Here is a 23,991-nt window from a genome sequence, read left to right on the forward strand (position 1 = left end):
GGGGCCCTGCCGTAAGGCGGGGCCTTTTTTGTGGGCGCCCGGTCCGCCGGGCGGTTAAGGTAAACAAAGGGTTTAAATTGCCGCCACACTCTGATGCGAGTTAGCTCCGGCAAAGCCATTGCCTTCCGTTGAGGGCCTTCGGCAAAGCAAGCGGGAAGCGGCATGTTCAGGAATTGGCGGATCGGCTCGGTCAACGGCGCGCTGCTGGCGGCCTACTTCATCCCGGCCTGGACGCTGGTGGCCTTCAACATCATGGTCGCACCGGTGCACGGCCTCTACGAGCGGCCGAGCGTCGCGGTCGCCCTGTTCCTCAGCGACCATCTCGACATGGCGGGGATGAGCACGGTGCGGGCCGCCTGGCTGCTGGCCCTGGGACGGCTGACCGTCGTGGCGTTCTTTCTGATCTATCTCGCGCTGCTCTGCATCCGCCGCACGCGGAAGAATGGCGGCAGTGACGAGGCGCTCGGCATTGCCCTGGCGATCGGCAGTCTGATCTCGTTTGCCAGCATGGTGATGGCCTCGAAGGTCGGCGAGATGGCCGCGCTCCGGCTGCACGCGACCGAGCTTCTGCTTCTGCTCGGCGCGGCCATCGTCGTGGTGGTCGAGAAGCCGGCGGCAGCGCCGAAGACGGTCGAGATCGCCGCTCCCCTAGGTCTTGAGCAGGCCGAGCTCCTGCACAATCGCTGAGGCTTCCTTCACGGCGTGGTTCGCCGCCGGGACGCCGCAATAGATCGCCTGCTGCAGCAGGATTTCCTTGATGTCGTCGGGGGTGAAGCCGCCTTCGGCCAGCGCCGCACGCACATGCAGGCGGAATTCGTCCCATTGCCCGAGCGCGACCATGGTGCCGATCACCAGCACCCGTCGCGTGCGCTCGTCGAAATGCGGCCGCGTCCAGATCTCGCCCCAAGCGTAGCGGGTGATCAGGTCCTGGAAGTCGGTGTTGAAGGCGTTGCGGCTGGCGATCGACTTTTCGACCCAGGCATTGCCCAGTACCTTTCGGCGTACATTCATGCCGGCATCGCGGCGGTTCTGGTCGTCCATATCTATCCTCCTCTCTGTCATTGCGAGCGCAGCGACAGCAATCCAGAATCTTTCCGCGGAGACAGTCTGGATTTGCTTCGCTGCGCTCGCAATGACGCGTGGTGAGATCAGCGCTGCGTCAAAAATCCCACCACGGCATCTGTAAACGCGTGCGGCTGCTCGACGTTGGAAATGTGGGCGGCATCGATGATGGTCATGCCGGCGCCGGGAATGTTCGAGCGGATCAGCTCGCCCGCCGAGATCGGCGTCGCCATGTCATGGCGGCCGGCGATCACCAGCGTCGGGCTCTTGATCTTGGGAAGCAGCGCGCGATGGTCCAGTGTCGACAGCGCCTCGCAGCAGGCGAGATAGCCCTCGACTGGCGAAGCAAGCAGCATCGACTTCATCGTCGCGGTGATCTCGGGCTCGCGCTCGCGGAAGTCCTGGGTCAGCCAGCCTGCAATGACGGCATCGGCGACCGCCGCGATGCCACCCTTCTTCACAGCGTCGATGCGCTCCAGCCATTTGGTCGGTTCGGCATAATAGCAGGAGGTGTTGGCGAGGATGATCTTGCCGAAGCGTTCCGGGGCGTTCGCGCCCAGCCATTGTCCGACCATGCCGCCCATCGACAGGCCGCACCAATGCACCTTCTCGATGTTGAGATCGTCGAGGATCGCGAGCACGTCGCGGCCGAAGCGCTCCATCGTGTAGGGACCAGGCGGAACGTTGGACTTGCCATGGCCGCGGCGGTCGTAGCGGATGACGCGGAACACCTGCGTCAGCGCCTTCATCTGCGGCTCCCACATTTGCAGCGTGCAGCCCAGCGAGTTGGAGAGCATCAAGGTCGGGCCGCCGTCGCGGCCTTCGACCGAGACGTTGAGCAGGCAACCGTCGGCATCGATCATGGGCATGCGGCGTCTCCGTCGGATTCGCGGTGCTTATTCGCGATCGAGGCTGTCGAGCAGCCGGTCGATCAGCGCTTGGGAAGCTCCTTGATAGGCCATCGGCTCGAACAATGCCGCAATTTTTTCCGGCGGCAGATGAGCGGTCACAAGCGAATCAGCCGACAGTACCTCGCGCAAATGCTTCTTCTCGGCGACCGCGCGCTTGCTGGCGGCCTCAACGAGATGATGGGCATCGCTCTTGCCGATCTTCTCTGCCAGTGCAAAGGTGACCGCTTCCGCCATGATCAGGCCGTGCGTCGCATCGAGATTGCTGCGCATGCGCGCGGTGTCGACGTCAAGGCCCTCGGCGATATCAACGACGGCGGCAAGCGCGCCCGAGGTGACCAGCATCAATTGCGGCAGCGTCGGCCATTCCGCATGCCAGGGGCCGGCGCTGCGTTCGTGGTCCTGCACCTGCGCGGCAAAAATCGTCGCGGCGAGTTGCGGGGCCATGGTCGCCGCGCCGAGCGCGCTGGCGGCGGCGACTGGGTTGCGCTTGTGCGGCATAGTCGAGGAGCCGCCGCGGCCTTCGCCGGCGGGCTCGAACGCTTCGGCAACGTCGGTCTGCATCAGCAGCGAGACGTCGCGAGCGATCTTGCCGCAGCTGCCGGCGAGAATCGCAAGGCAGGACGCGGCTTCCGCGATGCGGTCGCGATGGGTGTGCCAGGGCGCATCCGGCAATGGCAGGTTCAGCTCCTGCGCCAGCCGCTCTGCAACAGCGAGTCCCTTGTCGCCGAGCGCGGCGAGCGTGCCAGCGGCGCCGCCGAATTGCAGCGCGAGACCCTCGCGGGAGAGCCGCCTGAGGCGGCAGCGGCTGCGGGCAAGGCTTGCGGCGTATTCGGCAGCCTTCAGCCCGAACGGCATCGGCAGCGCGTGCTGGAGCCAGGTGCGCGCGACCATTGCGGTGGCGCGATGGGCGCGCGCCAATGCGGCAAGACCCTTGATGGCGCGGTTGAGGTTCGCGTCCAGCGCACCGATGCCGGCGCGCAGCGTGAGCATGGTCGCGGTGTCGATGACGTCCTGGCTGGTCGCGCCCCAATGCACGTAACGCGCGGCCTCCGCATCGGCCCTGCCGACATTGGCGGTCAGCGCCTTGACCAGCGGAATCGCGAGATTGCCTGATCGCGTCGCGGCCTCGGCCAGGACTGCCATATCAAAGGAATCAGCCTTGCAGGCGGACGCGATCGGCTCCACCGCGGATGGGGGAATCACACCTGTGGCGGCTTCGGCCCGTGCCAGAGCTGCCTCGAAATCGAGCATGTTCTGGAGGGTCGACCGATCGTCGCAGACCGCGCGCATGGCGGCGCTTGACAGCATCGGCGCGAGCAGGGGGGAGAGGGATGTGCTCATATTGTGCGGGACCTAACCACCATGGCCCGCCTGTGCCAATCCCAAACCATCGGCGCAAGCTTTTTGCAGTTGCGAATATGCATTGCACGTGACCGGGGGCCGCCCTTTCCTTTACGGCGTTCGTGCGTTACTTGAGCAGCATTATAGTTGTGCGATCCGGGAGGCACCCATGGCCATGACGATGAACGGCGAAGTCCAGCTTGCGGCGCCGCGCGAGGCCGTGTGGGACAAGCTCAACGACCCCGAGGTGCTGAAGGCCTGCATCCCCGGCTGCGAGGAGCTGGAGAAGACCGACGACGGCGGCTTTCGCGCAACGGCGAAAATGAAGGTCGGCCCGGTGTCCGCGCGCTTCAAGGGCAAAGTCATGCTCTCCGATCTCGACCCGCCCAACGGCTACAAGATCTCCGGTGAGGGTGAGGGCGGGGTGGCCGGCTTCGCTAAGGGCGGCGCGGCCGTCAGGCTCGCGGAGAAGGACGGCGGCACACTGCTCTCCTACGACGTCGAGGCGCAGATCGGCGGCAAGTTGGCGCAGCTCGGCCAGCGCCTGATCAATGGCGCCGCCAAGAAGCTGGCCGACGAATTTTTCGCGAACTTCGCCAAGGCGGTACAGGGCTGAAGGCTATCGCCTTTGGACATGGCGCCTTGCGTCCGGGGCGATGTTGCCCCCGGGCATAATGGCCCATATGATGGGTCGGAATAATTATAAGAACCGCTTCGATGGGACCCGTCGGGGCGCTGATAGAGAGTGCTTATGGCAAAAATCTCCCTCATCGTGAACGGCAATCCGGTCACGGCCAATGTCGATCCCCGCACCCTTCTGGTGCAGTTCCTGCGCGAGAATCTGCGGCTGACCGGGACCCATGTCGGCTGCGACACCTCGCAGTGCGGCGCCTGCGTCGTGCATCTCGACGGCAAGGCCGTGAAGTCCTGCACCACGCTGGCGGTGATGGCCGATGGCCACGAGGTCAAAACGATCGAGGGGCTCGCCGCGGATGGCGCGCCGTTGCATCCGATGCAGGAGGCCTTCCGCGAACATCATGGCCTGCAGTGCGGCTTCTGCACGCCCGGCATGATCATGACCGCAATCGACATCGTGCATCGCAAGGGCCATGAGCTCGACGACCACACTATCCGCGAAGAGCTGGAAGGCAATCTCTGCCGCTGCACCGGCTATCAGAACATCGTCGCCTCGATCACCGCCGGTGCGAAGGCGATGGCCAAATCCGATCTCGCGTAGACCACGCGCGCATTCCGCGATCAGGACACACCCATGTATGAATTCAAATATCATCGCCCGGGCACCGTGCGCCAGGCGGCCAATCTCCTGGTGAAGAACGAAGACGCCAAGGTGATCGCCGGCGGCCACACGCTGATTCCCGTCATGAAGCAGCGCCTCGCCAGCCCGCCGCATCTGGTCGACCTCTCTCATATCGAGGGGCTCGACACGATCGAGATGAAGGGGCGCTCGCTGGTGATCGGCGCCACCGCCAAGCATGCCGAGGTAGCAAGCTCCCCGATCGTCGGCGAGGCGATCCCGGCGCTCGCCAACCTTGCGGGCGGAATCGGCGATCCCGCCGTGCGTCACAAGGGCACGATCGGCGGCTCGCTCGCCAACAACGATCCGACCGCGGATTATCCGGCCGCGGTCCTCGCGTTAGGGGCGACCATCGTCACCAATAAGCGCCGCCTGAAGGCGGAAGAGTATTTCCAGGGCCTGTTCTCGACCGCGCTGGAAGCCGACGAGATCATCACCAAGGTGATGTTTCCGCTGCCGAAGAAGGCGGCCTATGTCAAATTCCGCAACCAGGCTTCGCGCTACGCGCTGGTCGGCGTGTTCGTGGCGCGGCGTCCGTCGGACGTGCGCGTCGCCGTCACCGGTGCCGGCTCCGAAGGCGTGTTCCGCGTCACCGCCTTCGAGGAGGCCCTGAAGAAGCGCTTCTCGTCGAAGGCGCTTGACGGCATCGTGATGCCGCCCGAAGGCCTCAACAGCGACATCCACGGCAGCGCCGAGTACCGTGCGCATCTCATCGGCGTGCTGACGCGCCGCGCCGTCGATGCCGCCAATGCCAAGGAATGAGCTGACCTCATTCCGCGGCCCAAACTGTCCCCGGTGAGGGCGTAGTGAGACTGGCTTTTTCATGACTTCAGCGGCCAATTCTTCCGGTGCTTTGCCGGCATCGGTCGATGCGATGCTCGAACTCCTGACCTCGCGCGGCTACCTCGCCGAGCGGTCGCTGGCCACGGTGACCTATCTGTCGCTGCGCATGGGCCGGCCGCTGTTCCTGGAAGGCGAGGCCGGCGTCGGCAAGACCGAGATCGCCAAGGTGCTTTCGGCGGCGCTGGGGCGGAAATTGATCCGCCTTCAGTGCTACGAGGGCCTTGACGTCTCCTCCGCGGTCTATGAGTGGAACAGCGCCGCGCAGATGATCGCAATCCGGATGGCGGAAGCGGCCGGCGACACCGATCGCGACCAGCTATCGAGCGACATCTTCGCGGACCGTTACATGATCAAGCGGCCGCTCCTCCAGGCGCTGGAGCCCGACGTCGCGGGTCCGCCGGTGCTGCTGATCGACGAACTCGACCGCGCCGACGAGGCGTTCGAGGCGTACCTGCTCGAAATCCTCAGCGACTTCCAGGTGACGATCCCCGAATTCGGCACCGTGAGGGCGCCGCACCCGCCGATCGTCATCATCACCTCCAACCGCACCCGCGAGATCCACGACGCGCTGAAGCGGCGCTGTCTCTATCACTGGGTGGATTATCCCGCCGCCGAGCGGGAGCTCGCGATCGTCAAGACGCGCGTGCCCGGCATCTCGGCGAAGCTTTCGCAGCAGGTCGTACGCTTCGTCCAGGCGCTGCGCAACCAGGACTTCTACAAGTCGCCGGGTGTCGCCGAGACCATCGATTGGGCCACCGCTTTATCGGAGCTCGACGCCCGCTCGCTGACCCCGCAAGTGGTCGGTGATACGCTGGGCGCGCTGCTCAAATACCAGGACGACATCACCCGGATGCAGGGCGATGCCATGCAGAAGGTGCTGAAGGACGCCACGAGCGAGTCGTAGGGGCCGTCGTTCCGGGGCGCGACGCAGTCGCGAACCCGGAATCTCGCGCCGCAATCTCTGGATTCCGAGTTCGCCGCTTGAGCGGCGCCCCGGAATGACGGAGAGAGGGATTAGGCCATGGCTATCAACCATCTTGCCCCCGAGCAGACCGAGCAGTTCGCCGACAATATCGTCGGTTTTGCCCGCGCGCTGCGTGCGTCGGGAATGCCGGTGGGCCCAGGCGCCGTCATCGATGCCATGAGCGCGCTCCAGGTGATCGATATCGGCAGCCGCACCGATGTCTTCGCCACGCTTGAGGCCATCTTCGTCAAGCGCCACGAGCATGCGCTGATCTTCAAGCAGGCTTTCAACCTGTTCTTCCGCGCCTCCGAGGAGTGGAAGCACATGCTGGATTCGGTGCCGCTGCCGGAGCAGGCCAGGAAGAAGCCGCAGGCAGGCTCCCGCCGCGTGCAGGAGGCGATGTCGCAGCCGCGCATGACGGAGACGCCGCAGCACCAGGAGCAGGATCTGCGCCTGTCGGTCTCCGACAAGGAGATCCTCCAGAAGAAGGACTTTGCGCAGATGAGCGCGGCCGAAATCGCTGAGGCGCTTCGCGCCGTCGAGCGGATGCGGCTGCCGCAAGCCGAGCTCCTGACGCGCCGGCGCCGGCCCGATGCACGCGGGCTACGCCTCGACCTGCGCCGCACGCTCCGAGCATCTTTACGCACTGGCGGCGACATCATCGACATCCATCGCCTTGGACGGATCGAGAAGCCCGCGCCGATCGTTGCGCTGCTCGATATCTCGGGCTCGATGAACGAATACACCCGCCTATTCCTGCATTTTCTCCATGCCATCACCGATGCGCGCAAGCGCGTCTCGGTATTCCTGTTCGGCACCCGGCTGACCAACGTCACCCGCGCCCTGCGCCAGCGCGACCCTGATGAGGCGCTGGCGAGCTGCTCGGCCTCGGTCGAGGATTGGGCCGGTGGCACGCGGATCTCTGCCTCGCTGCACAACTTCAACAAATTGTGGGCGCGGCGCGTGCTGAGCCAGGGTGCCATTGTGCTGCTAATCTCCGACGGGCTGGAGCGAGAGGCCGATTCCAAACTGGCCTTCGAGATGGACCGGCTGCACCGGTCCTGCCGGCGGCTGATCTGGCTGAACCCGCTGCTCCGGTTCGGCGGTTTCGAGGCCAAGGCGCAGGGCATCAAAATGATGCTCCCCCACGTTGACGAATTCCGCCCGGTACATAATTTGAGTTCGATCCAGGAGCTGATCACCACGCTCTCGAAGCCGCTGCCGCCGCATCACCGCAGCCTGATCCGCTCCGCAGCTTGAGAGGCCACCCATGCTCGATCGCGACGAGGATATTCTGAAGGCGGCGGAGGACTGGCAGAAGGCGGGCCGTGGCGTTGCGCTCGCCACCGTCGTGGAGACCTGGGGCTCGGCGCCGCGTCCGGCGGGCTCGAGTCTCGTCATCAATGACGAGGGCACGTTCTTGGGCTCCGTCTCCGGCGGCTGCGTCGAGGGCGCCGTGGTCACCGAAGCCATGGACGTGATCGAGAGTGGCAAGCCCAAGATGCTGGAGTTTGGCGTGGCCGACGAGACCGCCTGGAATGTCGGGCTGTCCTGCGGCGGCACCATCCGCGTCTTCGTCGAGAAGGTCGGCTAGCCGTGAAGCTCGCGATCCTGCACGAACTCAACGCCGAGCGCGCCGCGCGCCGGCCGGTTATTCTGGTGACGGACACCGAAAGCGGCGAGCAGCGCCTGGTGAAGGCGAAGGACTTTGCCAAAGATCCGCTGCGCGCAGAGCTGGAAAAGCAGCTTCGCACGGGCAAGAGCGCCAATGTCGAGGCCGGCGGCAAGAAGCTGTTCCTCAACGTCTATGCGCCGACCGCCAAGCTCGTCATCGTCGGCGCGGTGCATATCAGCCAGGCCTTGGCGCCGCTGGCGCGCTCGCTCGGCTACGACGTCACTGTGGTCGATCCACGCACGGCATTTGCAAGCCCTGAGCGCTTCCCCGATATTCCGCTGATCGCCGAATGGCCCGACACCGCGCTGCCGCCGCTCAATGTCGATGCCTACACCGCCTTCGTCGCGGTAACGCACGATCCCAAGATCGACGATCCCGCGCTGCTGCACGCCTTCGAGCGCAATTGCTTCTACATCGGTGCGCTCGGCTCGCGGAAGACGCACGCCAAGCGCGGCGACCGGCTGCGGGCGCAGGGCGCGAAAGAAAGCGACATCGCGCGCATCCATGCGCCCATTGGCCTGGCGATCGGCGCGGTCTCGCCGGCCGAGATCGCGGTGGCGATCATGGCCGAGATCACGGCGGTGTTGCGCCTGCCTCCGAAAGAAAAAGAAGAAGCGGCATGAAGTTCGGCCCGGCGAGTCCGAGGGATGCGATCGGTGGGGTGACCGTCCACACCCTGCGGCAGGGACCGCTGGTGCTCAAGAAAGGCACGACGATCGGCCCCACCGAGGTCGAAGCGCTGGAGCGCGCCGGCATCAAGGAGATTGTCGTGGTGCGCATGGAGCCGGGCGACGTCTCCGAGGACGTTGCGGCCGCCAGCATCGCGCTTGCCGTCGGCGGCGAGGGCATCCAGGTCGAGCGCGCCTTCACCGGCCGCGCCAATTTGTTCGCCGCGCGGGCGGGCGTGCTGGTGATCGACCGCGCCGCGGTCGACCGCATCAACAATGTCGACGAGGCCATCACCTTTGCCACGCTGCAGGCGTTCAAGCCGGTGGTCGAGGGCGAGATGGTCGGCACCGTCAAGATCATCCCGTTTGGCATCGGGGAGAGTTTGCGCGATGCCGCGGTGAAGGCCGCCGGCAAGGACGTTCTCAGAATCGCCCCTTACGTCATCAAGCGTGTTGGGGTGGTCTCGACTCTCCTGCCGGGCCTGTCTTCCAAGGTTATCGACAAGACGCTGCGCGTCACTGCCGAGCGCCTTGCACCGGCCGGCGCCAGCATCATCGCCGAGCGGCGGGTCCCGCATGAGGAGCAGGCGCTGTCGCCTGCGATCAAGGAGTTGCTCGGGCTGGGCGCTGAGCTCGTGATCGTGTTCGGCGCGTCCGCCATCGCCGATCGCCGCGACGTGATTCCGGCGGCCGTCACCGGCATCGGTGGTGAGATCGAGCATTTCGGCATGCCGGTCGATCCCGGCAATCTGCTGCTGATCGCCCGCGCCGGCGAAGTCCCCGTGCTGGGCGCACCCGGCTGCGCGCGCTCGCCGGTCGAGAACGGTTTTGACTGGGTGCTAATGCGACTGCTCGCCGGCATCAAGGTGACGCGGTCCGAGCTGATGGGCATGGGCGTCGGCGGCCTCCTGATGGAGATCGTGACGCGGCCGCAGCCGCGCGCAAAACCCGACACCGAGGGCAACAGTCAGGTCGCCGCCATCGTGCTGGCGGCGGGCCGCTCCACCCGGATGGGCGGACCGAACAAGCTGCTCGCGGAGTTCGAAGGCAAGAAGCTGGTGCGGATCGCCACCGAGCAGGCACTGGCCTCCCGGGCATCCGAGGTGATCGTCGTCACCGGCCACCAGGCCGAGCTGGTCGAGCAGGCGCTGCAAGGCCTGAAGGTCAAATTCGTCCGCAACCCGGATTTCGCCGGCGGCATCGCGAGCTCAGTCAAGGCCGGCATCGCGGCCGTGCCCGAGGCCTGCGATGGCGCCGTGGTTTGCCTCGGCGACATGCCGCTGATCGACGCCGGCCTGATCGACCGCCTCATCGACGGCTTTGCGCCGGACCGCGGCAACCTCATTGTCGTGCCCGTCAGCGAAGGCCGCCGCGGCAACCCGGTGCTGTGGTCGCGTCGCTTCTTCAAGGAGTTGATGACGCTCGATGGCGACGTTGGCGCGCGACACTTGATCGCCAAGCACACCGAAGCGGTGGCCGAAGTGCCCGTCGACGGCGAGAGCGCCTTCCTCGACATCGACACCCCGCAGGCCCTGGAAGCGGCACGGCGCGGATGACAGTGTCGTAGCAACCCTCGCAAGTCGCCCATTTCAACCACCCGTTCACCATCTGGAAACGACCGCCGCTTAGAGTCGCCTTCGCCTGCCTTGGGGGGAGGGGTTTTTCCATGGCTTCGAACGTCGTCGCGCGCCGTTGCGCGATGTTTTTCTTTGCGCTCTCGGTTTGTGTCTCCGGCGCCCGTCACATCACCGAAGCTCACGCCGCCGGTGCCATCGCGGTCGGCAAGTGCGGCGCCTATGGCCATGCCTATGATTACGGCGCCGAGCACGAGGCCCGGGCCGCGGCACAGAAGCAGTGCAAGGGTGATTGCACCACCGTCACGATGAAGCGCGCCTGTGCTGCGATGTCGGTCGATCTCGCCAACCCGTGCGGCGCCTATGGTTATGCCGTCAAGCCGAAGATCTCGGCGTCGCTGAATGCGGCGACGCGCGAATGCTACAAATACGGCGGCAAGGAATGCGTGATCCGCGCCTGGGCCTGCGACGCCAAGGGTTGATCCCTCGAGCGCTGAATCTTCTTGCTGGCATTCCGGGGCGATGCGTAGCATCGCGCGTGGAATGACAGTTAGGAATACACATGCAGTTCGACACCAAGATCGCCATCGTGATCCGCACCGATCTCCAGGCCTGGCAGAAGCTCAACGTCGCGTCTTTCCTCACCAGCGGCATCGCCGCGGCCTTTCCGGAATGTATCGGCGAAGACTATGAAGACGCCTCGGGCACGAAATATCACGCGCTGATCGGCCAGCCGATCCTGATCTATGGCGCCGATGGTCCGGCATTATCGCGCGCGCTCGACCGGGCGCTGACGCGCAACGTCAAGCCGGCGGTCTATACCGAGGACATGTTCAAGACCACGCACGATGCCGCCAATCGCGAGGCGGTGAGGGGCGTGGCGCGCGCCGAGCTTAATCTCGTCGGCATCGCGATGCGTGCCGAGCGCAAGGTGATCGACAAGATCGTCGACGGTCTGAAGTTTCACAGTTGAATTTAGCTGCTGGTGTTTCACCTCTCCCGCTCGCAAGCGGGAGAGGGAACGCACCTCACCCCGGCGGCATGCCATCGAACTTTAGCAGGCTGGGGTCGAGGCCGTCCCAGTCATGGCCGCGCGCGGCGAAAGTGACCGCCTGCGGCTTGTAGCGGGCGGGCTCGTCGAGGCTTGCGGCGCGGATCGTGAAGACGTCGGGCTGTGCCGCGAAGGTCATGTACACAGGCACGCCGCATTGCGTGCAGAAACCACGCGTCTTGACGTTGCCGCTGTCGGCGACCATGTCCCAATGCTTAGCCTCGCCGGTCACCGTGACGCCGGCGCGTGCGAACGTCGCGTACGAGCCATGCCCGCTGCCGCTTTCCCGCTGGCAGTCCCGGCACTGGCAGTGGTTGCTGAACAACGGCTCGCCGGCAATTGAATAGCGGATCGCGCCGCAGGCGCAGCCACCGGTATAGGGTTTGTCCATCGCGATATTTCCTCACGTCTCGCCGCTGATCTCGTCGAGCTGTCTGACGACCTTTTTCCAGCCGCCGCTCATCACGTTGTAGGCCGACTCGTTCCTCGGCATGACGAAGCCCGCATGGATCAGGCGGATCCGCGTGCCGGCTTCGACCGGGGCGAGGGACCACGTCACGACAGTGTCGAGCGGCGCGCCGTAACCGGTGTTGCGCTCATCGCCGCCCTTCCAGGCGTAGACAAGACGCCTGTTGGCCACCACCTCGAGAACCCGGCAATGAATGACGCCGTCCCAGGCACCGCCCGGGGTGGTCTGGAATGTGAAGGTGTTGCCTTCAACCGGCTCGAAGCCGGTCGGCTTCATCAGCCAACGCCCGATCAACTCGGCACTGGTCAGCGCCTTCCAGATCGTGTCCGGCGCATGAGGGAGCACTTCGTCAACGACGATGTCCCGGACGATATCTTGGCTCTCGGCTTTCAACTCGGCTGCACTCACGGATCGATCTCCTTCAAGAGGTCACGCAGGTTCTGGAAGCGCTCGCGCCAGAACACGCCGTAATGGTCCATCCAGGTGACCAGGGGCTCGAGCCCTTGCGGCGCGGCGCGGTAGTAGACATTGCGGCCCTCGGCGCGCTCGGCGACGAGGCCGGCCTGCTTGAGGGATTTCAGGTGCTGCGAGATCGCGCCCTGGGTCACGCCGCTGCCGCGTGTCAGCTCGGCGACGCTGATTTCCCGGCTGTCGAAGACGCGTTCAAATACGGCGCGGCGGGTTGGATCGGCGAGGGCGCGCATCACGGCCGTTACGGGATTGGGGGTGGCTTCCATCATGAGAGACGCATTAGCACACGCTAATCAATTAGCAAACACTAATTTGTCGCGCGCGGCACTATTCCTCCACCTGTTGACAATGACTGACTAGTCAGTCATAAGCTAACCATGACGAAGAAGCCAGCCAGAACGATCGCATCCGCGGCTCAAGCCGCGAGCCAGACACCCGAAGTCGGCGCTGAGGCCGAGCCCCGCGTTTCAAATCGGGCCGCCCGGGCCGCGGAGCGGCGCGCGGCGATCGTGGAGGCGGCGATGGACGAGTTCATCGCCCGCGGCTTTGCCGCGACCCGGCTCGACGACATCGCCAAACGGGCCGGCGTCGCCAAAGGCACGATTTACCTGCACTTCAAGGACAAGGAATCGATGTTCGAGGAGTTGGTGCGCACCGTGATCGTGCCGGTGGTCACACGCCTCACGACGCTGCCGCCGCCGACCGGAACGGTCCGCGACCTTGTCGAGACCTTTGCCAGCAACTTTCTGAAGGAGGTCATCGGCACCAGGCGCGGCGACCTCGTGCGCCTGATCGTGGCGGAGGGGCCGCGCTTTCCGTCCGTCGCCGATTTCTACTACCGCGAGGTCGTCTCGCGCGGAATTGCGGGCATGCGCGCGCTGATCGAGCTCGGCATCGCCCGTGGCGAGATCCGCGAGAAAAATCTCGCGCGGTTTCCCCAGATCATGGTTGCGCCCGCCATGATCGCAGTGATCTGGCAGAGCTTGTTCGCACGGCACGCGCCGCTCGACGCGCAGGAGATGCTGCGCGTCCATCTCGATTTGATTTTTGGCGAACGGAGGACGACATGAGGTCGTCACAAATCATGTCTCACCTCATCCTGAGGAGCGCGGAAGGCGCGTCTCGAAGGATGCAGGCTCGGCTGTGGCTCCTCGCCCTTCGAGACGCCGCGGAGCCTGTCATCGGGCCGCGCTCCGCGCGGACCCGTTGGCGGCTCCTCAGGGTCAGGGAGCGACAGCTGTCGCGCCTTTGCTCGATCGTGGTGCTGGCGATCGTAACCTCGCTTGCCGGCTGCCAGGAGAAGCGCGATCCCGGCTTCCAGGGCTGGGTCGAGGCCGACATGATCTTCGTCAGCCCGGACGAAGCCGGCCGCGTGACCAAGCTCAACGTCCGCGAGGGCGACGAGGTCAAGGTCGGCGATCACCTCTATTCCGTCGATGACGACCTCCAGCTTGCCGATCTCAACCAGCAGAAGGCGACGCTGGCGAATGCGCAGCAGACCTATGACCGGGCGGCCTCGCTGAGCAAAACCGGCTCCGGCACGCAGGCCAACCTCGATTCTGCTGTTTCGGCTTTACGGGTGGCGCAAGCGCGGGTGGCGACTTCGGAGACGCGGCTAGCGCGCCGCAAGGGCTTTGCGCCGGTCGCCGGCACCATCCAGCAGATCTACTTCCGCGAGGGCGAAATGGTGGCGGCGCAGCGGCCGGTGCTCTCGATCATGCCGCCCGGCAACATGAAGCTGCGCTTCTTCGTGCCGGAGACTGAGTTGCCGAAGCTCGCGATCGGCGACACGGTGCGCATCGCCTGCGACAATTGCGCGGCCGATCTCACCGCAAAGATCTATTTCATCGCGACCTCGGCCGAATACACCCCGCCCGTCATCTACAGTCTCGATGAGCGCAACAAGCTGGTCTATCTGATCCAGGCGCGGCCCTCGCGCCCCGACGCCTTGCGCGTCGGACAACCGATCAACGTCTACCTCGATCCGAAGACACCGGTGGCAGACAGGCGATGAGCGGCGGCAACGGCATCGCGATCGACGTCAAGGGCCTGAGCAAGTCGTTCGGGGGCCGCGAGGTGGTGCACGATCTGTCGATGCAGGTGAGGCGCGGCTCGATCTACGGCTTCCTCGGGCCGAACGGCTCGGGCAAAACCACCACCATCCGCATCCTCTGTGGCCTGCTCACGCCCGACAGCGGCGAGGGCACCTGCCTCGGCTACGACATCCGCCGCGATGCCGAAAAGATCAAGCGCCAGGTCGGCTACATGACCCAGCGCTTCAGCCTGTATCAGGACCTCTCGGTGCGCGAGAACCTCGAATTCGTCGCGCGGCTCTATGGCCTCACTGACGCGCGCGGCGCTGCGCGAGACATGATCAAGCGGCTCGGACTGTCGGGCCGCGAGGAGCAGCTGGCCGGCGAGCTCTCCGGCGGCTGGAAGCAGCGCCTGGCACTCGGGGCCTGCACGCTGCCCAATCCGCAACTCCTGCTGCTCGACGAGCCGACCGCCGGCGTCGATCCCAAGGCGCGGCGCGACTTCTGGAACGAGATTCACGCGCTCGCCGCCGACGGCCTCACCGTGCTGGTCTCGACCCATTACATGGACGAGGCCGAGCGCTGTCACGAGATCGCCTATATCGCCTATGGTCATCTCCTGACGCATGGCACGGTGGAGCAGGTGATCGCGAAATCCGCGCTCACCACCTACACGGTCACGGGCGAAGACCTCAATGAGCTCGCGGCCGCGCTCACGGGCAAGCCCGGCATCGACATGGTGGCGCCGTTCGGCACCTCGCTGCACGTTTCGGGGCGCGACGTCGCTGCGCTCGAGGCCAGCATCGGGCCGTGGCGCGAGAGAAGCGGCCTGCACTGGCAGAAATCGTCGCCATCGCTCGAAGACGTGTTCATCGAGCTGATGAGCCGCTCCAAGGACAATTTCCAGTAAGGACCATTTCCAATGAGCGCTGTCGATCATCCCGCGCCCGCCCACGAAATCCGGGAACGCTTCGGCTTCTGGAAGCGCTCCTATGCGATGCTGGTCAAGGAGTTCATCCAGCTGAGGCGCGACCGCGTCTCGTTCGCCATGATCGTGATGCTGCCGGTGATGCAGCTCATGCTGTTCGGCTATGCCATCAACACCACACCACGTAACCTGCCGAGCGCGGTGCTGCTCCAGGAGGACTCCGATCTCGCCCGCTCGATCCTGAAGGCGCTGGAGAACACCGCCTATTTCCGCTTCCTCTATGAAGTGCACGATGTCGACGATTTCGACAATCTGCTGAAATCCGGCAAGGTGCTGTTCGGCGTCGAGATCCCGCGCGGCTTCGAGCGGGCGGTGCGGCGCGGCGACAGGCCGGCGCTGCTGGTCGCGGCCGACGCCACCGATCCGGTTGCGGCAAGCTCGGCGATCGGTTCGCTCGGCATGGTGGTGCAGACCGCGCTCAAGCACGATCTCTATATCGGCGATCCCCCGGAGATGCCGTTCGAGATCCGCGCCCATGCCCGCTACAATCCGGCCGCGGCCTCCAGCCTCAACATCGTGCCGGGCCTCGTCGGCACCATCCTCACCATGACCATGCTGATCTTCACCGCGCTGTCGGTCACGCGCGAGGTCGAGCGCGGCACCATGGAGAGCCTGTTGTCGATGCCGATCAAGCCAATCGAGGTGATGTTCGGCAAGATCGTGCCTTACGTCCTGGTCGGCTTCCTCCAGGCCTTCCTCATCATTGGCATTGGTGTCGGCCTGTTCGGCGTGCCCCTGCTTGGCAATCTGTTCCTGCTGGCGCTGCTCTCGACGCTGTTCATCACCACGAATCTGTCGATCGGCTACACGATTTCCACGCTGGTGCAGAACCAACTTCAGGCCATGCAGATGTCGATGATGTTCTTTCTGCCCAGCATCCTGCTCTCCGGCTTCATGTTCCCGTTCGCGGGCATGCCGGCCTGGGCGCAATATCTCGGCGAGGGCCTGCCGCTGACCCATTATCTGCGCATTGTCCGCGCCATCATGCTGAAGGGCGCGACCATGCAGAACCTGCGCTTCGACACGATGGCGCTGGCGGCCCTGATGCTGCTTGCCATGACCATCGCCGTGACGCGCTTCCGCCGCACGCTGGATTGAGGCAAGATGCCCCCGAAATCGAGGGGCGGAATGGCGAAATTTGCGAGCAGGAAGACGCGGCAGCATGCCGTGCTATCGGACGATTTCGAGCGTGAGCTGACGCGGGAGGTGCTGCGCACCGAGCTGTTGCGGGTGCGCGCGCTGATCATGACGGGCTGCGTCATGATGTTGTTCCTCACCGCGATCTATCTGATCGATCCGGCTGTCGTGAACCGGGTCTGGCGCGGAACGGAAGGGCTGATCGAGGTCTATGGCCTTCTGGCCGGCTTCATCCTGTTCGAAGTCTGGGTCCACACCCAGATCAGGAAGAACCTCCGCCTCGATCGCGACCTGCCGGTGATCAGGCGCTATATCGGCACGCTGATCGAGACCTCGCTGCCCACGGCGATTCTCATCCTGCAAATCCGGACCATGGGCGCGAGCCAGGCGCTCGGCTTCGCGGTGCCGCTGATGTACTTCATTTTCGTTATCCTCTCGACCCTGCGGCTCGATTTCTGGCTCTCCACCTTCACGGGTTTCGTGGCCGCCGCCGGACTTCTGACCGTCGCGCTTTATTACAATTCGGCGAGCGAAGCCGGCGAGCCCCAGATCTATTTCCACGCCGTGCGCAGCCTTGTCATCATGATCTGCGGCGTGCTCGCCGGCGCCGTCGGCGCGCAGCTGCGGCGGCAATTTGCCGCGAGCATCGCGGCGGCGACCGCGCGCGACCGGGTGACTAATCTGTTCGGCCAACACGTCTCCCCGCAGGTGGTGGAACGGCTGATGACGGCGGGAACGAGCGCCAGCGGTGATCTCCGCCGCGTCGCGGTGATGTTCGTCGACTTCCGCGGCTTCACGGCCGGCGCGCAGTCGCGCACGCCTCGGGAGGTGGTCGACCGGCTCGATGGCGCCTTCGCAATATTGGTCGACATTCTCGATCGCCACGGCGGTATCGTGAACAAGTTCTTGGGCGACGGCTTTCTCGCGCTGTTCGGCGCGCCGCTGGAAGCCTCCGACGCCGCGCATCGCGCGGTCGCCGCAGGCCGCGAGATGCTGACCGCAATGAATCGCATCAACGCGCAAACCAGCTGGCCGCTGCGGATCGGCATCGGCATCCACTTCGGCGAGGTTGTCGCCGGCAATATCGGCTCGCCCCGGCGCAAGGAATACACGGTCATCGGCGATACCGTGAACTTCGCCTCGCGGCTGGAGGCGCTGAACAAGGAGTTCGGCTCCCAGCTCCTGATTTCCGCAGCCGTCCGCGAAGTGCTGGGCGATGACGGCAGCGATGCCGTGGCGCTGGGCGAGGTCGAGGTGCGCGGCTATGAGCGGCCGGTCGCGGTGTTTCAGCTGGGGTGAGCGCTGTCTGGAATGGGGCGTAGGCAAGGCGCGCTCACCGTCTCCTCCGCGAATGCTCCGATTGCTCCGAATTTTGGGGCATGACGGGCGATGCCGCCGGCCTGTAGTGTTGCCGAAGACGCGGCCGGTTGCGGCCTCGACTTGCATGGGGAAACGAAAGATGCAGCGCCGCTACATCACCGTCGATGTGTTCACCGACCGCGCCTTTGGCGGCAATCAGCTCGCCGTGGTGCTCGATGCCGGCGGGCTCTCCACTGGGCAGATGCAGGCGATCGCCACCGAGTTCAACTACTCCGAGACGACTTTCGTGCTGCCGCCGCGCGACAAGGCGAATGATGCCGAGGTGCGCATCTTTACCCCCGTCAGGGAGATGCCCTTTGCGGGTCATCCGAATGTCGGCACGGCCTTCGTACTGGCGACGATCGCCAAGGAGCCGAAGCCGCGCCTGCTGTTTGAAGAGAAGGCCGGACTCGTGCCGGTCGACATCCGGCGGGAGCAGGGGCGCGTGGTGAGCACCGAGCTCACCGCGCCGCAGCCGCTGTCCCGGCTGTCGCAATTGTCTGCCCTGGATGCCGCGAGCTGCATTTCGCTCAGCGCGGAGGATATCAAGGTCGAGCGTCACATGCCGCAGGTTGTCGGCGTTGGAACGCCATTTCTGGTGATCGAGCTGCATTCGCGCGATGCGCTCAAGCGGGCGAGGTCCGATGCGGCGGCCTTCGGCCGGGTATTTCCGCGCGACGGCGCGGTCTCGGCCTGGTTCTATACGCGCGATGTGCCCGCGGCGGAGGCGCCCTGTGAGCTTCAAGCGCGGATGTTCATGCGCGGTGCCGGCGGTCTCGCCGAGGATCCTGCCACCGGCAGTGCCACGGTCGCGGCGGCCGCGCTGTTCGCCGAGCTCGACCCCGCGCGCGACGGCGAATTCAAGCTCACGGTCGGTCAAGGTTTTGACATGGGCCGTCCGAGCCTGCTGCTGACGCGCGTATGCAAGCAAAACGGCAAGATCCGCTCCGCCCATGTCGGTGGCAGCTGCGTGCAGATGATGGAAGGGACGTTCAAGCTTGCGGGGGAGGGCTGATTTGTCGTTCCGGGACAGCGCGTAGCGCTGAGCCCGGAAGCCGTCCACCAACTCTGCCGCCCGCTGGATTCTCAGGTGCGCAATTGCGCACCGTAGTTCGCGCTGACGCACGCTCCGGAATGGCGAAGCGCTACACCTGCCGCCCCACCAGATTCGTCACCGCCACGCCATCGCGCTCCTCGATGATCTCCGCGATCATCTGGCGGTGGCAATGGGTGTGGTCGCGCTCGTAGCAGAGCAGGCACACCGGGCCGGCCTTCTTCACCAGCGCCGAGAGCTCGTCCATCTCTTCCCTCGCCTGCGGCGTCTTCAGGTGCTTTGAATAGATCTTTTCCAGCACGTCGTATTGCCCGCTGCGCGCGGCGAGCCGGCCTTCCTTCGGAGTGCCGAGCGCGGCGAGGTGGATATAGCCGATGCCGCGCTCATCGAGGCCCGCGGACAGCTGCTTCTTGGAAAAGCACGGCCGGCGCGAGGACGTCACCGCGCGCACGTCGACCACGAGCTTGACGCCGGCCTGCTCCAGCTCGTCGAGAACCGCTTTGGGCGGTGTCTGCTCATAGCCGATGGTGAAGAGCTTTTTCGCCTTCGCCATGGACCCATCCTCAGCTCACCCGCGCGATCAGTTCCATGGCGCCATGCGGTGCGCGCACCTTGCCCTCGTGGATGACGTAGGCGAACACGTCGCGCGGCTCCTTCTTCGGCTTGGCCTTGTCAATCTTCGGCAGGTCATCAGGTTCACTGCCAGAAGCCCAGGCCCGAAAGCGCGCGGCCCAGGCATCGAGCTGCTTCGGCGGATAGCAGGTCTTGATCTCGTCATTGCCCTTCTGAAGCCTTGCATAGACGAAGTCGCCGGCGACGTCGGCAATCGCCGGATATTTGCCGTGCTCGGCGAACACCACCGGCGTCTCGAATTCGCGGATCAGCGCAACGAAATCCGGCGTGCAGAAGCTGTCATGGCGCACTTCCACGACATGGCGCAGCGCGCGTCCGTCGAGCTGGCGCGGCAGCAGCTCCAGAAACTTGCCGAAATCGGCGCCGTCGAATTTTTTCGTCGGCGCGAACTGCCAGAGCACCGGCCCGAGATGGTCGCCGAGCTCCAGCACGCCGGAATCGTAGAACCGCTTGATGGAATCGCCCGCCTCGGCGAGCACGCGGCGATTGGTGGCGAAGCGCGGTCCCTTCACCGAGAACACGAAACCCTCGGGCACCTCGCTCGCCCATTTGCGAAAGCTCTCCGGCTTCTGTGAGCCGTAATAGGTGCCGTTGATCTCGATCGAGGTCAGCTTCGAGGCGGCGTACGATAGCTCCTTGGCCTGCGTCAGCTTCTCCGGATAGAACACGCCGCGCCAGGGCTCGAAGGTCCAGCCGCCGATGCCGATGAAAATGTTGCCGGATTTTTTTGACGCGGTTTTTGCTTTGGCCACGGAAGGATCTCGCATCGACGGGGAGGGACCTCATCCTAATCAAACCAGTTGTGATTGGCCAGTTGGCCGGCCCTGTCTAAGCTCGCGCCTGGACCCGCGAAAAAAGGAGAACAAGATGCGGATGCTGTTGCTGGGAGCCGCGCTCGTCATGATGACATCTGCTGCCATGACATGCTCTGCTTTGGCGGATGACGACGACGCCAAAAGCGCACAGAAACTTGCCCAGCAGGGCCGCGACGATTACTGGCATTGCCTGGCGCGGGAATATTCCCGCGACTCTAATCAGGGCCTGTCGGAACAGGATTTTGGCCGTTCGGTCGCGGGCGCCTGTCCATCGGAGCGGCAATATTACCGCGTGGTGCTGCTCGATTATCTCACCACGCAGTACCCCAACATCGATGCCGGCGCCCATCTCGCTACCGCAAACAGGGCGGTGGAGTCGGCGCAGAAGGACATTGTGATGGCCTACATCAAGCACCGGCCGCCGCAGAAATAGCTCCATTGAGCGTTGCGGCCCGGCGAACCCTTCCGGCTGCGCGGTCATCCATGATATCACTGGGCGCATCTGGAACAGGGATGGGTCCATGTCGTCTGAGTCAGTGGGGGGCATTCTGGGCGCGATCGTCGCGGCGGCCGTGCTTGCGGTCGCCGTCGTATTCGGCCCGATTGGCCAGTACGGCAAGCCGCCCAAGCCGGTAAAAGTCGAATCAGCCCCTGCCGCGGCACCCGCCGCCCCGGCCGCGCCGGCGCCCCGAGGGCCAGTGATTCGGGAAGTGCCGAACCAATAGGAGGCGGAAAGTGCCCTGAAGGGGCCCTTGCGGAGCGGCCTCGCCATTCCTATCTAACTTCTAACGGCGACGTTGAGTGACGTTCTCCGTCGTTGGAACGACCTTGGAATAGCTCAGGCCTGCGCCGGATGTACGTGCGGCCCGCCGTTCCGGGGTCGTTGGCATTTTAGGGCCTCTTTTGGGCCGTTGCCCACACAACCCCCGGCTTGGTAGCGCAACAACTTGGCAGCGCCAGACGCGGCGGCTATACGCTCCGTCATGAATGAAGCGATCAGACCGGGCGCCGACAACCTGCCGCAGGCTCAAGAGGGGCCGGAACTGTCGGTGATCGTTCCGACTTTCAACGAGCGCGACAACGTCACGGTGCTGTACCGGCGGCTGGAGGCGACGCTCGCCAGCGTCGCCTGGGAAGTCGTGTTCGTCGACGACAATTCGCCCGACGGCACCTGGGACGTTGTGCGTGCACTGGCGCAGCGCGACAGCCGTGTGCGCTGTGTCCGCCGCATCGGCCGCCGCGGCCTGTCGGGCGCCTGCATCGAGGGCATCCTCGCCTCGAGCGCACCCTATGTGGCCGTGATCGACGCCGACCTTCAGCATGACGAGACGCAACTGCCGAAGATGCTGTTGCTGCTCGCGAGCGATCAAGCCGACATCGTGGTCGGCAGCCGCTACATCGAGGGCTACAAGAGCGAGGGCTTCAACAAGCAGCGCGCGGGGGCCAGCGCGCTGGCGACCGAGTTCGCCCGGAAGATGCTGCGGGTCGAGATCGCCGATCCCATGAGCGGCTTCTTCATGATCCGCCGCGATCGTTTCGAGCAGCTCGCGCCAAAGCTGTCGGTGCACGGTTTCAAGATCCTGCTCGACCTGGTCGCGACCGCGCATGGCAACTTACGTGCGGTCGAGATTCCCTACACTTTCGGCGCCCGACAGCACGGCGAGAGCAAGCTCGATTCCATGGTCGCGCTGGACTTTCTTGGCCTCGTGCTGGCCAAGCTGAGCAACGACATCGTCTCGCTGCGCTTCATCTTGTTCGCGATGGTCGGCGGCATCGGCCTCGTGGTGCATCTCACCACGCTCTTCATCGCGCTTCAGCTGTTCAAGGCGCCGTTCGCGGAAGCGCAGGCCGCCGGCGCCATCGTCGCCATGACCAGCAATTTCATCCTCAACAACTTCCTCACCTATCGCGACCAGCGGCTGAAGGGCTTTGCGCTGCTGCGCGGCTTGATCGCCTTCTACATTGTGTGCAGCGTCGGTCTGCTCGCCAATGTCGGCGTCGCTTTCTCGGTCTACGACCAGGAGCCGATCTGGTGGCTGGCCGGCATGGCTGGTGCATTGATGGGCGTGGTGTGGAATTACGCAATGTCCGGACTGTTCGTCTGGCGCAAGAAATAGCACGATATGGGCGGAGCTGACGCGCGGATCGTCCGCAACACCGCGCTCACGATTCTTGCGTTGGTCGTGTTGCGGCTGGTCGCCGCCGCTTTCACGCCGATCACCTTCGACGAAGCCTATTACTGGATGTGGTCGAAAAATTTGGCGGGCGGTTACTACGACCACCCGCCGATGGTGGCCTCTGTGATCCGCGCCGGCACCATGATTGCCGGCGACACCGAGCTCGGCGTTCGCCTTGTCTCGATCCTGCTGGCGCTGCCGATGAGCTATGCGGTCTACCGCTCGGCCGCGATCCTGTTCGGCGGCGCGCGCGTGGCCGCCATCAGCGCCATCCTGCTCAACGTGACGATGATGGCCGCGGTCGGCACGCTGATCGTCACGCCGGATGCGCCGCTGCTGGTCGCCTCCAGTTTCGTGCTGTTCTTCCTCGCAAAGGTGCTCGAGACCGGACGCGGAGCATGGTGGCTTGCGGCCGGCGCGGCGGTCGGTGCGGCGCTGCTGTCGAAATACACCGCAATGTTCTTTGGGCTGGCGATCCTGATCTGGCTCGCTTTCGTCCCGAAACTGCGGCACTGGTTTCTCTCGCCCTGGCCCTATTTCGGCGGTCTCGTGGCCCTCGCGCTGTTCTCGCCGGTGATCCTCTGGAATGCGGACCATCACTGGGTGTCGTTCGCAAAGCAGCTCGGCCGCGCCAGAATCGAGGACTTCCGTCCCGTCTTCATCGCCGAGCTGATCCCGACCCAGATCGCGTTTGCGACCCCGTTCGTCTTCATCCTGGGCGCGATGGGGCTGCATGCGCTGACCTGGCACCGGGCCGGCGCGCTGGCCTCGCGCGTGCTGATCGCGACGATGTTCTGGACCATCGTCGCTTATTTCGTCTGGCATTCGCTACACGCCCGCGTCGAGGCCAACTGGTTTGCGCCGGTCTACCCGCCCTTCGTCGTCGCCGCGGCCGCCGCCGCCAACCTCGTGCAGTGGAAGCCGCGCCAGCGGCGCCTGGTGGATTTCTGCCTGCGGTGGGCCGCGCCGGTCGGCATCGTGATGTTTGCGGCCCTGATCGTGCAGGCCAATACCGGCTGGCTGTCCGGCTATCGCCGCGATGCCACTGTGCGCAGCGTCGGCGTCGGCTGGCGTGAGCTTGCCGCGCAGATCGAAGCGGTGCGCGCGCGCAGTGGCGCGACCTGTGTGCTCGCGCAGGACTACGGCACCACGGGCTGGCTGGCCTTTTATCTGCCGCGCGGCACCTGCGTGGCCCAGCAGACCCAGCGCATCCGCTGGGTCAACATGCCCGAGCCCGATCCCAAGCTCCTCGCCGGTAAGCTGCTCTATGTCGACGAGCTGCGCAGCGATGGTCATCCCGCCCTCAACGACCTCTTCGCGACCGTGACGCAGATTGCGCAATTGCAGCGCAAGCGCGGACCGCTGGTGGTCGAGACCTACGGCATCGACCTCTTGGAAGGCGCCAAGGGCGACGTGCTCGACCGCTCCCCGCCGCCGGAAGCGCGGTAAGG

General features: G+C 65.0%; 29 protein-coding genes. 21 read left to right on the forward strand and 8 right to left on the reverse strand.

Going from position 1 to position 23,991, the window contains the following annotated elements:
• The first annotated feature begins 162 nt into the window (after nucleotides 1-162).
• On the forward strand, nucleotides 163-687 hold the full coding sequence (locus IVA87_RS18225; RefSeq protein ID WP_247296637.1) for a hypothetical protein: 525 nt from the start codon (nucleotides 163-165) through the stop codon (nucleotides 685-687).
• Here IVA87_RS18225 and IVA87_RS18230 read toward each other — a convergent pair.
• The 3 genes from IVA87_RS18230 to IVA87_RS18240 all read right to left on the reverse strand — a co-directional run bounded on the left by IVA87_RS18230 (nucleotide 649) and on the right by IVA87_RS18240 (nucleotide 3,314).
• The gene (locus tag IVA87_RS18230) at nucleotides 649-1,041 is read right to left on the reverse strand and encodes a carboxymuconolactone decarboxylase family protein (RefSeq protein WP_247296639.1); all 393 of its coding nucleotides are present in this window, start codon (nucleotides 1,039-1,041) and stop codon (nucleotides 649-651) included. The two genes, IVA87_RS18225 and IVA87_RS18230, sit on opposite strands and share 39 nt — an antisense overlap.
• A 107-nt stretch (nucleotides 1,042-1,148) precedes the next feature.
• Nucleotides 1,149-1,931 (reverse strand): 3-oxoadipate enol-lactonase, encoded by a 783-nt coding sequence (gene pcaD, locus IVA87_RS18235; protein WP_247296641.1) that lies wholly within the window; start codon nucleotides 1,929-1,931, stop codon nucleotides 1,149-1,151.
• A 27-nt stretch (nucleotides 1,932-1,958) separates the two neighbouring features.
• Nucleotides 1,959-3,314, reverse strand: coding sequence for a 3-carboxy-cis,cis-muconate cycloisomerase (locus tag IVA87_RS18240; RefSeq protein ID WP_247296643.1), 1,356 nt, complete (start codon nucleotides 3,312-3,314; stop codon nucleotides 1,959-1,961).
• A 169-nt stretch (nucleotides 3,315-3,483) separates the two neighbouring features.
• Here IVA87_RS18240 and IVA87_RS18245 point away from each other — a divergent pair, with 169 nt between their 5' ends.
• The 10 genes from IVA87_RS18245 (at nucleotide 3,484) to IVA87_RS18290 (ending at nucleotide 11,326) form a co-directional block, all read left to right on the forward strand.
• The gene (locus tag IVA87_RS18245) at nucleotides 3,484-3,930 is read left to right on the forward strand and encodes a carbon monoxide dehydrogenase subunit G (RefSeq protein WP_247280730.1); all 447 of its coding nucleotides are present in this window, start codon (nucleotides 3,484-3,486) and stop codon (nucleotides 3,928-3,930) included.
• A gap of 135 nt (nucleotides 3,931-4,065) precedes the next feature.
• Nucleotides 4,066-4,551: a (2Fe-2S)-binding protein gene (locus IVA87_RS18250; protein ID WP_247280731.1), complete on the forward strand. Its 486-nt coding sequence runs from the start codon at nucleotides 4,066-4,068 to the stop codon at nucleotides 4,549-4,551.
• Between the two features lie 33 nt (nucleotides 4,552-4,584).
• A complete protein-coding gene (locus tag IVA87_RS18255) occupies nucleotides 4,585-5,391 on the forward strand; it encodes a xanthine dehydrogenase family protein subunit M (protein WP_247334497.1) in 807 nt (268 codons plus the stop codon).
• A 61-nt stretch (nucleotides 5,392-5,452) separates the two neighbouring features.
• Entirely contained in the window at nucleotides 5,453-6,376 is a 924-nt protein-coding gene (locus tag IVA87_RS18260; RefSeq protein WP_247296649.1) for a MoxR family ATPase, read from the forward strand.
• 117 nt (nucleotides 6,377-6,493) lie between these two features.
• A complete protein-coding gene (locus IVA87_RS18265) occupies nucleotides 6,494-7,696 on the forward strand; it encodes a VWA domain-containing protein (RefSeq protein WP_247334498.1) in 1,203 nt (400 codons plus the stop codon).
• Nucleotides 7,697-7,706: 10 nt separating this feature from the next.
• Nucleotides 7,707-8,030, forward strand: coding sequence for an XdhC family protein (locus IVA87_RS18270; protein WP_008564652.1), 324 nt, complete (start codon nucleotides 7,707-7,709; stop codon nucleotides 8,028-8,030).
• A 2-nt stretch (nucleotides 8,031-8,032) separates the two neighbouring features.
• Nucleotides 8,033-8,734: an XdhC family protein gene (locus IVA87_RS18275; RefSeq protein ID WP_247296653.1), complete on the forward strand. Its 702-nt coding sequence runs from the start codon at nucleotides 8,033-8,035 to the stop codon at nucleotides 8,732-8,734.
• The gene (locus tag IVA87_RS18280) at nucleotides 8,731-10,335 is read left to right on the forward strand and encodes a molybdopterin-binding/glycosyltransferase family 2 protein (RefSeq protein ID WP_247334499.1); all 1,605 of its coding nucleotides are present in this window, start codon (nucleotides 8,731-8,733) and stop codon (nucleotides 10,333-10,335) included. Before IVA87_RS18275 ends, IVA87_RS18280 begins: the two co-directional genes overlap by 4 nt.
• A 110-nt stretch (nucleotides 10,336-10,445) precedes the next feature.
• Entirely contained in the window at nucleotides 10,446-10,835 is a 390-nt protein-coding gene (locus IVA87_RS18285; RefSeq protein ID WP_247334500.1) for a DUF4189 domain-containing protein, read from the forward strand.
• Between the two features lie 80 nt (nucleotides 10,836-10,915).
• Nucleotides 10,916-11,326 (forward strand): DUF2000 family protein, encoded by a 411-nt coding sequence (locus IVA87_RS18290; protein ID WP_247296657.1) that lies wholly within the window; start codon nucleotides 10,916-10,918, stop codon nucleotides 11,324-11,326.
• A gap of 55 nt (nucleotides 11,327-11,381) precedes the next feature.
• Here IVA87_RS18290 and IVA87_RS18295 read toward each other — a convergent pair whose 3' ends face one another.
• From IVA87_RS18295 to IVA87_RS18305, 3 genes are read right to left on the reverse strand one after another with little or no spacing between them, the layout of a single operon-like run.
• Nucleotides 11,382-11,795 carry a GFA family protein gene (locus IVA87_RS18295; RefSeq protein ID WP_247296659.1) on the reverse strand — a complete coding sequence of 138 codons (414 nt, stop codon included), beginning with the start codon at nucleotides 11,793-11,795 and terminating at the stop codon, nucleotides 11,382-11,384.
• Between the two features lie 12 nt (nucleotides 11,796-11,807).
• Complete coding sequence (locus IVA87_RS18300) at nucleotides 11,808-12,281, reverse strand: SRPBCC domain-containing protein (RefSeq protein ID WP_247334501.1); 474 nt, start codon at nucleotides 12,279-12,281, stop codon at nucleotides 11,808-11,810.
• Complete coding sequence (locus IVA87_RS18305; RefSeq protein ID WP_247280742.1) at nucleotides 12,278-12,613, reverse strand: metalloregulator ArsR/SmtB family transcription factor; 336 nt, start codon at nucleotides 12,611-12,613, stop codon at nucleotides 12,278-12,280. Before IVA87_RS18305 ends, IVA87_RS18300 begins: the two co-directional genes overlap by 4 nt.
• A gap of 108 nt (nucleotides 12,614-12,721) precedes the next feature.
• Here IVA87_RS18305 and IVA87_RS18310 point away from each other — a divergent pair, with 108 nt between their 5' ends.
• The 6 genes from IVA87_RS18310 (at nucleotide 12,722) to IVA87_RS18335 (ending at nucleotide 18,876) form a co-directional block, all read left to right on the forward strand.
• Nucleotides 12,722-13,414 carry a TetR/AcrR family transcriptional regulator gene (locus tag IVA87_RS18310; RefSeq protein ID WP_247334502.1) on the forward strand — a complete coding sequence of 231 codons (693 nt, stop codon included), beginning with the start codon at nucleotides 12,722-12,724 and terminating at the stop codon, nucleotides 13,412-13,414.
• Complete coding sequence (locus IVA87_RS18315) at nucleotides 13,411-14,358, forward strand: efflux RND transporter periplasmic adaptor subunit (protein ID WP_276576813.1); 948 nt, start codon at nucleotides 13,411-13,413, stop codon at nucleotides 14,356-14,358. Before IVA87_RS18310 ends, IVA87_RS18315 begins: the two co-directional genes overlap by 4 nt.
• Nucleotides 14,355-15,287: an ABC transporter ATP-binding protein gene (locus IVA87_RS18320; RefSeq protein WP_247334503.1), complete on the forward strand. Its 933-nt coding sequence runs from the start codon at nucleotides 14,355-14,357 to the stop codon at nucleotides 15,285-15,287. The genes IVA87_RS18315 and IVA87_RS18320 overlap by 4 nt, the downstream gene beginning before the upstream one ends.
• A gap of 12 nt (nucleotides 15,288-15,299) precedes the next feature.
• Complete coding sequence (locus IVA87_RS18325; protein WP_247334504.1) at nucleotides 15,300-16,463, forward strand: ABC transporter permease; 1,164 nt, start codon at nucleotides 15,300-15,302, stop codon at nucleotides 16,461-16,463.
• A 30-nt stretch (nucleotides 16,464-16,493) separates the two neighbouring features.
• Nucleotides 16,494-17,801 (forward strand): adenylate/guanylate cyclase domain-containing protein, encoded by a 1,308-nt coding sequence (locus tag IVA87_RS18330; protein WP_247296672.1) that lies wholly within the window; start codon nucleotides 16,494-16,496, stop codon nucleotides 17,799-17,801.
• 160 nt (nucleotides 17,802-17,961) lie between these two features.
• Complete coding sequence (locus IVA87_RS18335) at nucleotides 17,962-18,876, forward strand: PhzF family phenazine biosynthesis protein (protein WP_247334505.1); 915 nt, start codon at nucleotides 17,962-17,964, stop codon at nucleotides 18,874-18,876.
• 130 nt (nucleotides 18,877-19,006) lie between these two features.
• Here the strand turns inward: IVA87_RS18335 and IVA87_RS18340 are convergent, their stop codons facing one another.
• Together IVA87_RS18340 and IVA87_RS18345 are read right to left on the reverse strand one after the other, a co-directional pair.
• Nucleotides 19,007-19,468: a DUF488 domain-containing protein gene (locus IVA87_RS18340; RefSeq protein ID WP_247334506.1), complete on the reverse strand. Its 462-nt coding sequence runs from the start codon at nucleotides 19,466-19,468 to the stop codon at nucleotides 19,007-19,009.
• Between the two features lie 10 nt (nucleotides 19,469-19,478).
• The gene (locus IVA87_RS18345) at nucleotides 19,479-20,315 is read right to left on the reverse strand and encodes a DUF72 domain-containing protein (protein ID WP_247296678.1); all 837 of its coding nucleotides are present in this window, start codon (nucleotides 20,313-20,315) and stop codon (nucleotides 19,479-19,481) included.
• Between the two features lie 100 nt (nucleotides 20,316-20,415).
• Here IVA87_RS18345 and IVA87_RS18350 point away from each other — a divergent pair, with 100 nt between their 5' ends.
• The 4 genes from IVA87_RS18350 (at nucleotide 20,416) to IVA87_RS18365 (ending at nucleotide 23,989) form a co-directional block, all read left to right on the forward strand.
• On the forward strand, nucleotides 20,416-20,796 hold the full coding sequence (locus IVA87_RS18350) for a hypothetical protein (protein ID WP_247296680.1): 381 nt from the start codon (nucleotides 20,416-20,418) through the stop codon (nucleotides 20,794-20,796).
• Nucleotides 20,797-20,884: 88 nt separating this feature from the next.
• A complete protein-coding gene (locus IVA87_RS18355; RefSeq protein WP_247296682.1) occupies nucleotides 20,885-21,088 on the forward strand; it encodes a hypothetical protein in 204 nt (67 codons plus the stop codon).
• Between the two features lie 258 nt (nucleotides 21,089-21,346).
• Nucleotides 21,347-22,480 carry a glycosyltransferase family 2 protein gene (locus IVA87_RS18360; protein WP_247296684.1) on the forward strand — a complete coding sequence of 378 codons (1,134 nt, stop codon included), beginning with the start codon at nucleotides 21,347-21,349 and terminating at the stop codon, nucleotides 22,478-22,480.
• A gap of 6 nt (nucleotides 22,481-22,486) precedes the next feature.
• The gene (locus IVA87_RS18365) at nucleotides 22,487-23,989 is read left to right on the forward strand and encodes a glycosyltransferase family 39 protein (RefSeq protein ID WP_247334507.1); all 1,503 of its coding nucleotides are present in this window, start codon (nucleotides 22,487-22,489) and stop codon (nucleotides 23,987-23,989) included.
• The last annotated feature ends 2 nt before the right edge of the window (nucleotides 23,990-23,991 follow it).

It is taken from the genome of Bradyrhizobium sp. 147 (genome assembly GCF_023073935.1).
GTDB lineage: Bacteria > Pseudomonadota > Alphaproteobacteria > Rhizobiales > Xanthobacteraceae > Bradyrhizobium.

Bases quoted from the DNA above. Each gene is read 5' to 3' on its own strand.
- IVA87_RS18225 (WP_247296637.1), top strand. From the start codon at position 163: ATGTTCAGGAATTGGCGGATCGGCTCGGTCAACGGCGCGCTGCTGGCG.
- IVA87_RS18230 (WP_247296639.1), bottom strand. From the start codon at position 1,041: ATGGACGACCAGAACCGCCGCGATGCCGGCATGAATGTACGCCGAAAG.
- pcaD (WP_247296641.1), bottom strand. From the start codon at position 1,931: ATGCCCATGATCGATGCCGACGGTTGCCTGCTCAACGTCTCGGTCGAA.
- IVA87_RS18240 (WP_247296643.1), bottom strand. From the start codon at position 3,314: ATGAGCACATCCCTCTCCCCCCTGCTCGCGCCGATGCTGTCAAGCGCC.
- IVA87_RS18245 (WP_247280730.1), top strand. From the start codon at position 3,484: ATGGCCATGACGATGAACGGCGAAGTCCAGCTTGCGGCGCCGCGCGAG.
- IVA87_RS18250 (WP_247280731.1), top strand. From the start codon at position 4,066: ATGGCAAAAATCTCCCTCATCGTGAACGGCAATCCGGTCACGGCCAAT.
- IVA87_RS18255 (WP_247334497.1), top strand. From the start codon at position 4,585: ATGTATGAATTCAAATATCATCGCCCGGGCACCGTGCGCCAGGCGGCC.
- IVA87_RS18260 (WP_247296649.1), top strand. From the start codon at position 5,453: ATGACTTCAGCGGCCAATTCTTCCGGTGCTTTGCCGGCATCGGTCGAT.
- IVA87_RS18265 (WP_247334498.1), top strand. From the start codon at position 6,494: ATGGCTATCAACCATCTTGCCCCCGAGCAGACCGAGCAGTTCGCCGAC.
- IVA87_RS18270 (WP_008564652.1), top strand. From the start codon at position 7,707: ATGCTCGATCGCGACGAGGATATTCTGAAGGCGGCGGAGGACTGGCAG.
- IVA87_RS18280 (WP_247334499.1), top strand. From the start codon at position 8,731: ATGAAGTTCGGCCCGGCGAGTCCGAGGGATGCGATCGGTGGGGTGACC.
- IVA87_RS18285 (WP_247334500.1), top strand. From the start codon at position 10,446: ATGGCTTCGAACGTCGTCGCGCGCCGTTGCGCGATGTTTTTCTTTGCG.
- IVA87_RS18290 (WP_247296657.1), top strand. From the start codon at position 10,916: ATGCAGTTCGACACCAAGATCGCCATCGTGATCCGCACCGATCTCCAG.
- IVA87_RS18295 (WP_247296659.1), bottom strand. From the start codon at position 11,795: ATGGACAAACCCTATACCGGTGGCTGCGCCTGCGGCGCGATCCGCTAT.
- IVA87_RS18305 (WP_247280742.1), bottom strand. From the start codon at position 12,613: ATGATGGAAGCCACCCCCAATCCCGTAACGGCCGTGATGCGCGCCCTC.
- IVA87_RS18310 (WP_247334502.1), top strand. From the start codon at position 12,722: ATGACGAAGAAGCCAGCCAGAACGATCGCATCCGCGGCTCAAGCCGCG.
- IVA87_RS18315 (WP_276576813.1), top strand. From the start codon at position 13,411: ATGAGGTCGTCACAAATCATGTCTCACCTCATCCTGAGGAGCGCGGAA.
- IVA87_RS18320 (WP_247334503.1), top strand. From the start codon at position 14,355: ATGAGCGGCGGCAACGGCATCGCGATCGACGTCAAGGGCCTGAGCAAG.
- IVA87_RS18325 (WP_247334504.1), top strand. From the start codon at position 15,300: ATGAGCGCTGTCGATCATCCCGCGCCCGCCCACGAAATCCGGGAACGC.
- IVA87_RS18330 (WP_247296672.1), top strand. From the start codon at position 16,494: ATGGCGAAATTTGCGAGCAGGAAGACGCGGCAGCATGCCGTGCTATCG.
- IVA87_RS18335 (WP_247334505.1), top strand. From the start codon at position 17,962: ATGCAGCGCCGCTACATCACCGTCGATGTGTTCACCGACCGCGCCTTT.
- IVA87_RS18340 (WP_247334506.1), bottom strand. From the start codon at position 19,468: ATGGCGAAGGCGAAAAAGCTCTTCACCATCGGCTATGAGCAGACACCG.
- IVA87_RS18345 (WP_247296678.1), bottom strand. From the start codon at position 20,315: ATGCGAGATCCTTCCGTGGCCAAAGCAAAAACCGCGTCAAAAAAATCC.
- IVA87_RS18350 (WP_247296680.1), top strand. From the start codon at position 20,416: ATGCGGATGCTGTTGCTGGGAGCCGCGCTCGTCATGATGACATCTGCT.
- IVA87_RS18355 (WP_247296682.1), top strand. From the start codon at position 20,885: ATGTCGTCTGAGTCAGTGGGGGGCATTCTGGGCGCGATCGTCGCGGCG.
- IVA87_RS18360 (WP_247296684.1), top strand. From the start codon at position 21,347: ATGAATGAAGCGATCAGACCGGGCGCCGACAACCTGCCGCAGGCTCAA.
- IVA87_RS18365 (WP_247334507.1), top strand. From the start codon at position 22,487: ATGGGCGGAGCTGACGCGCGGATCGTCCGCAACACCGCGCTCACGATT.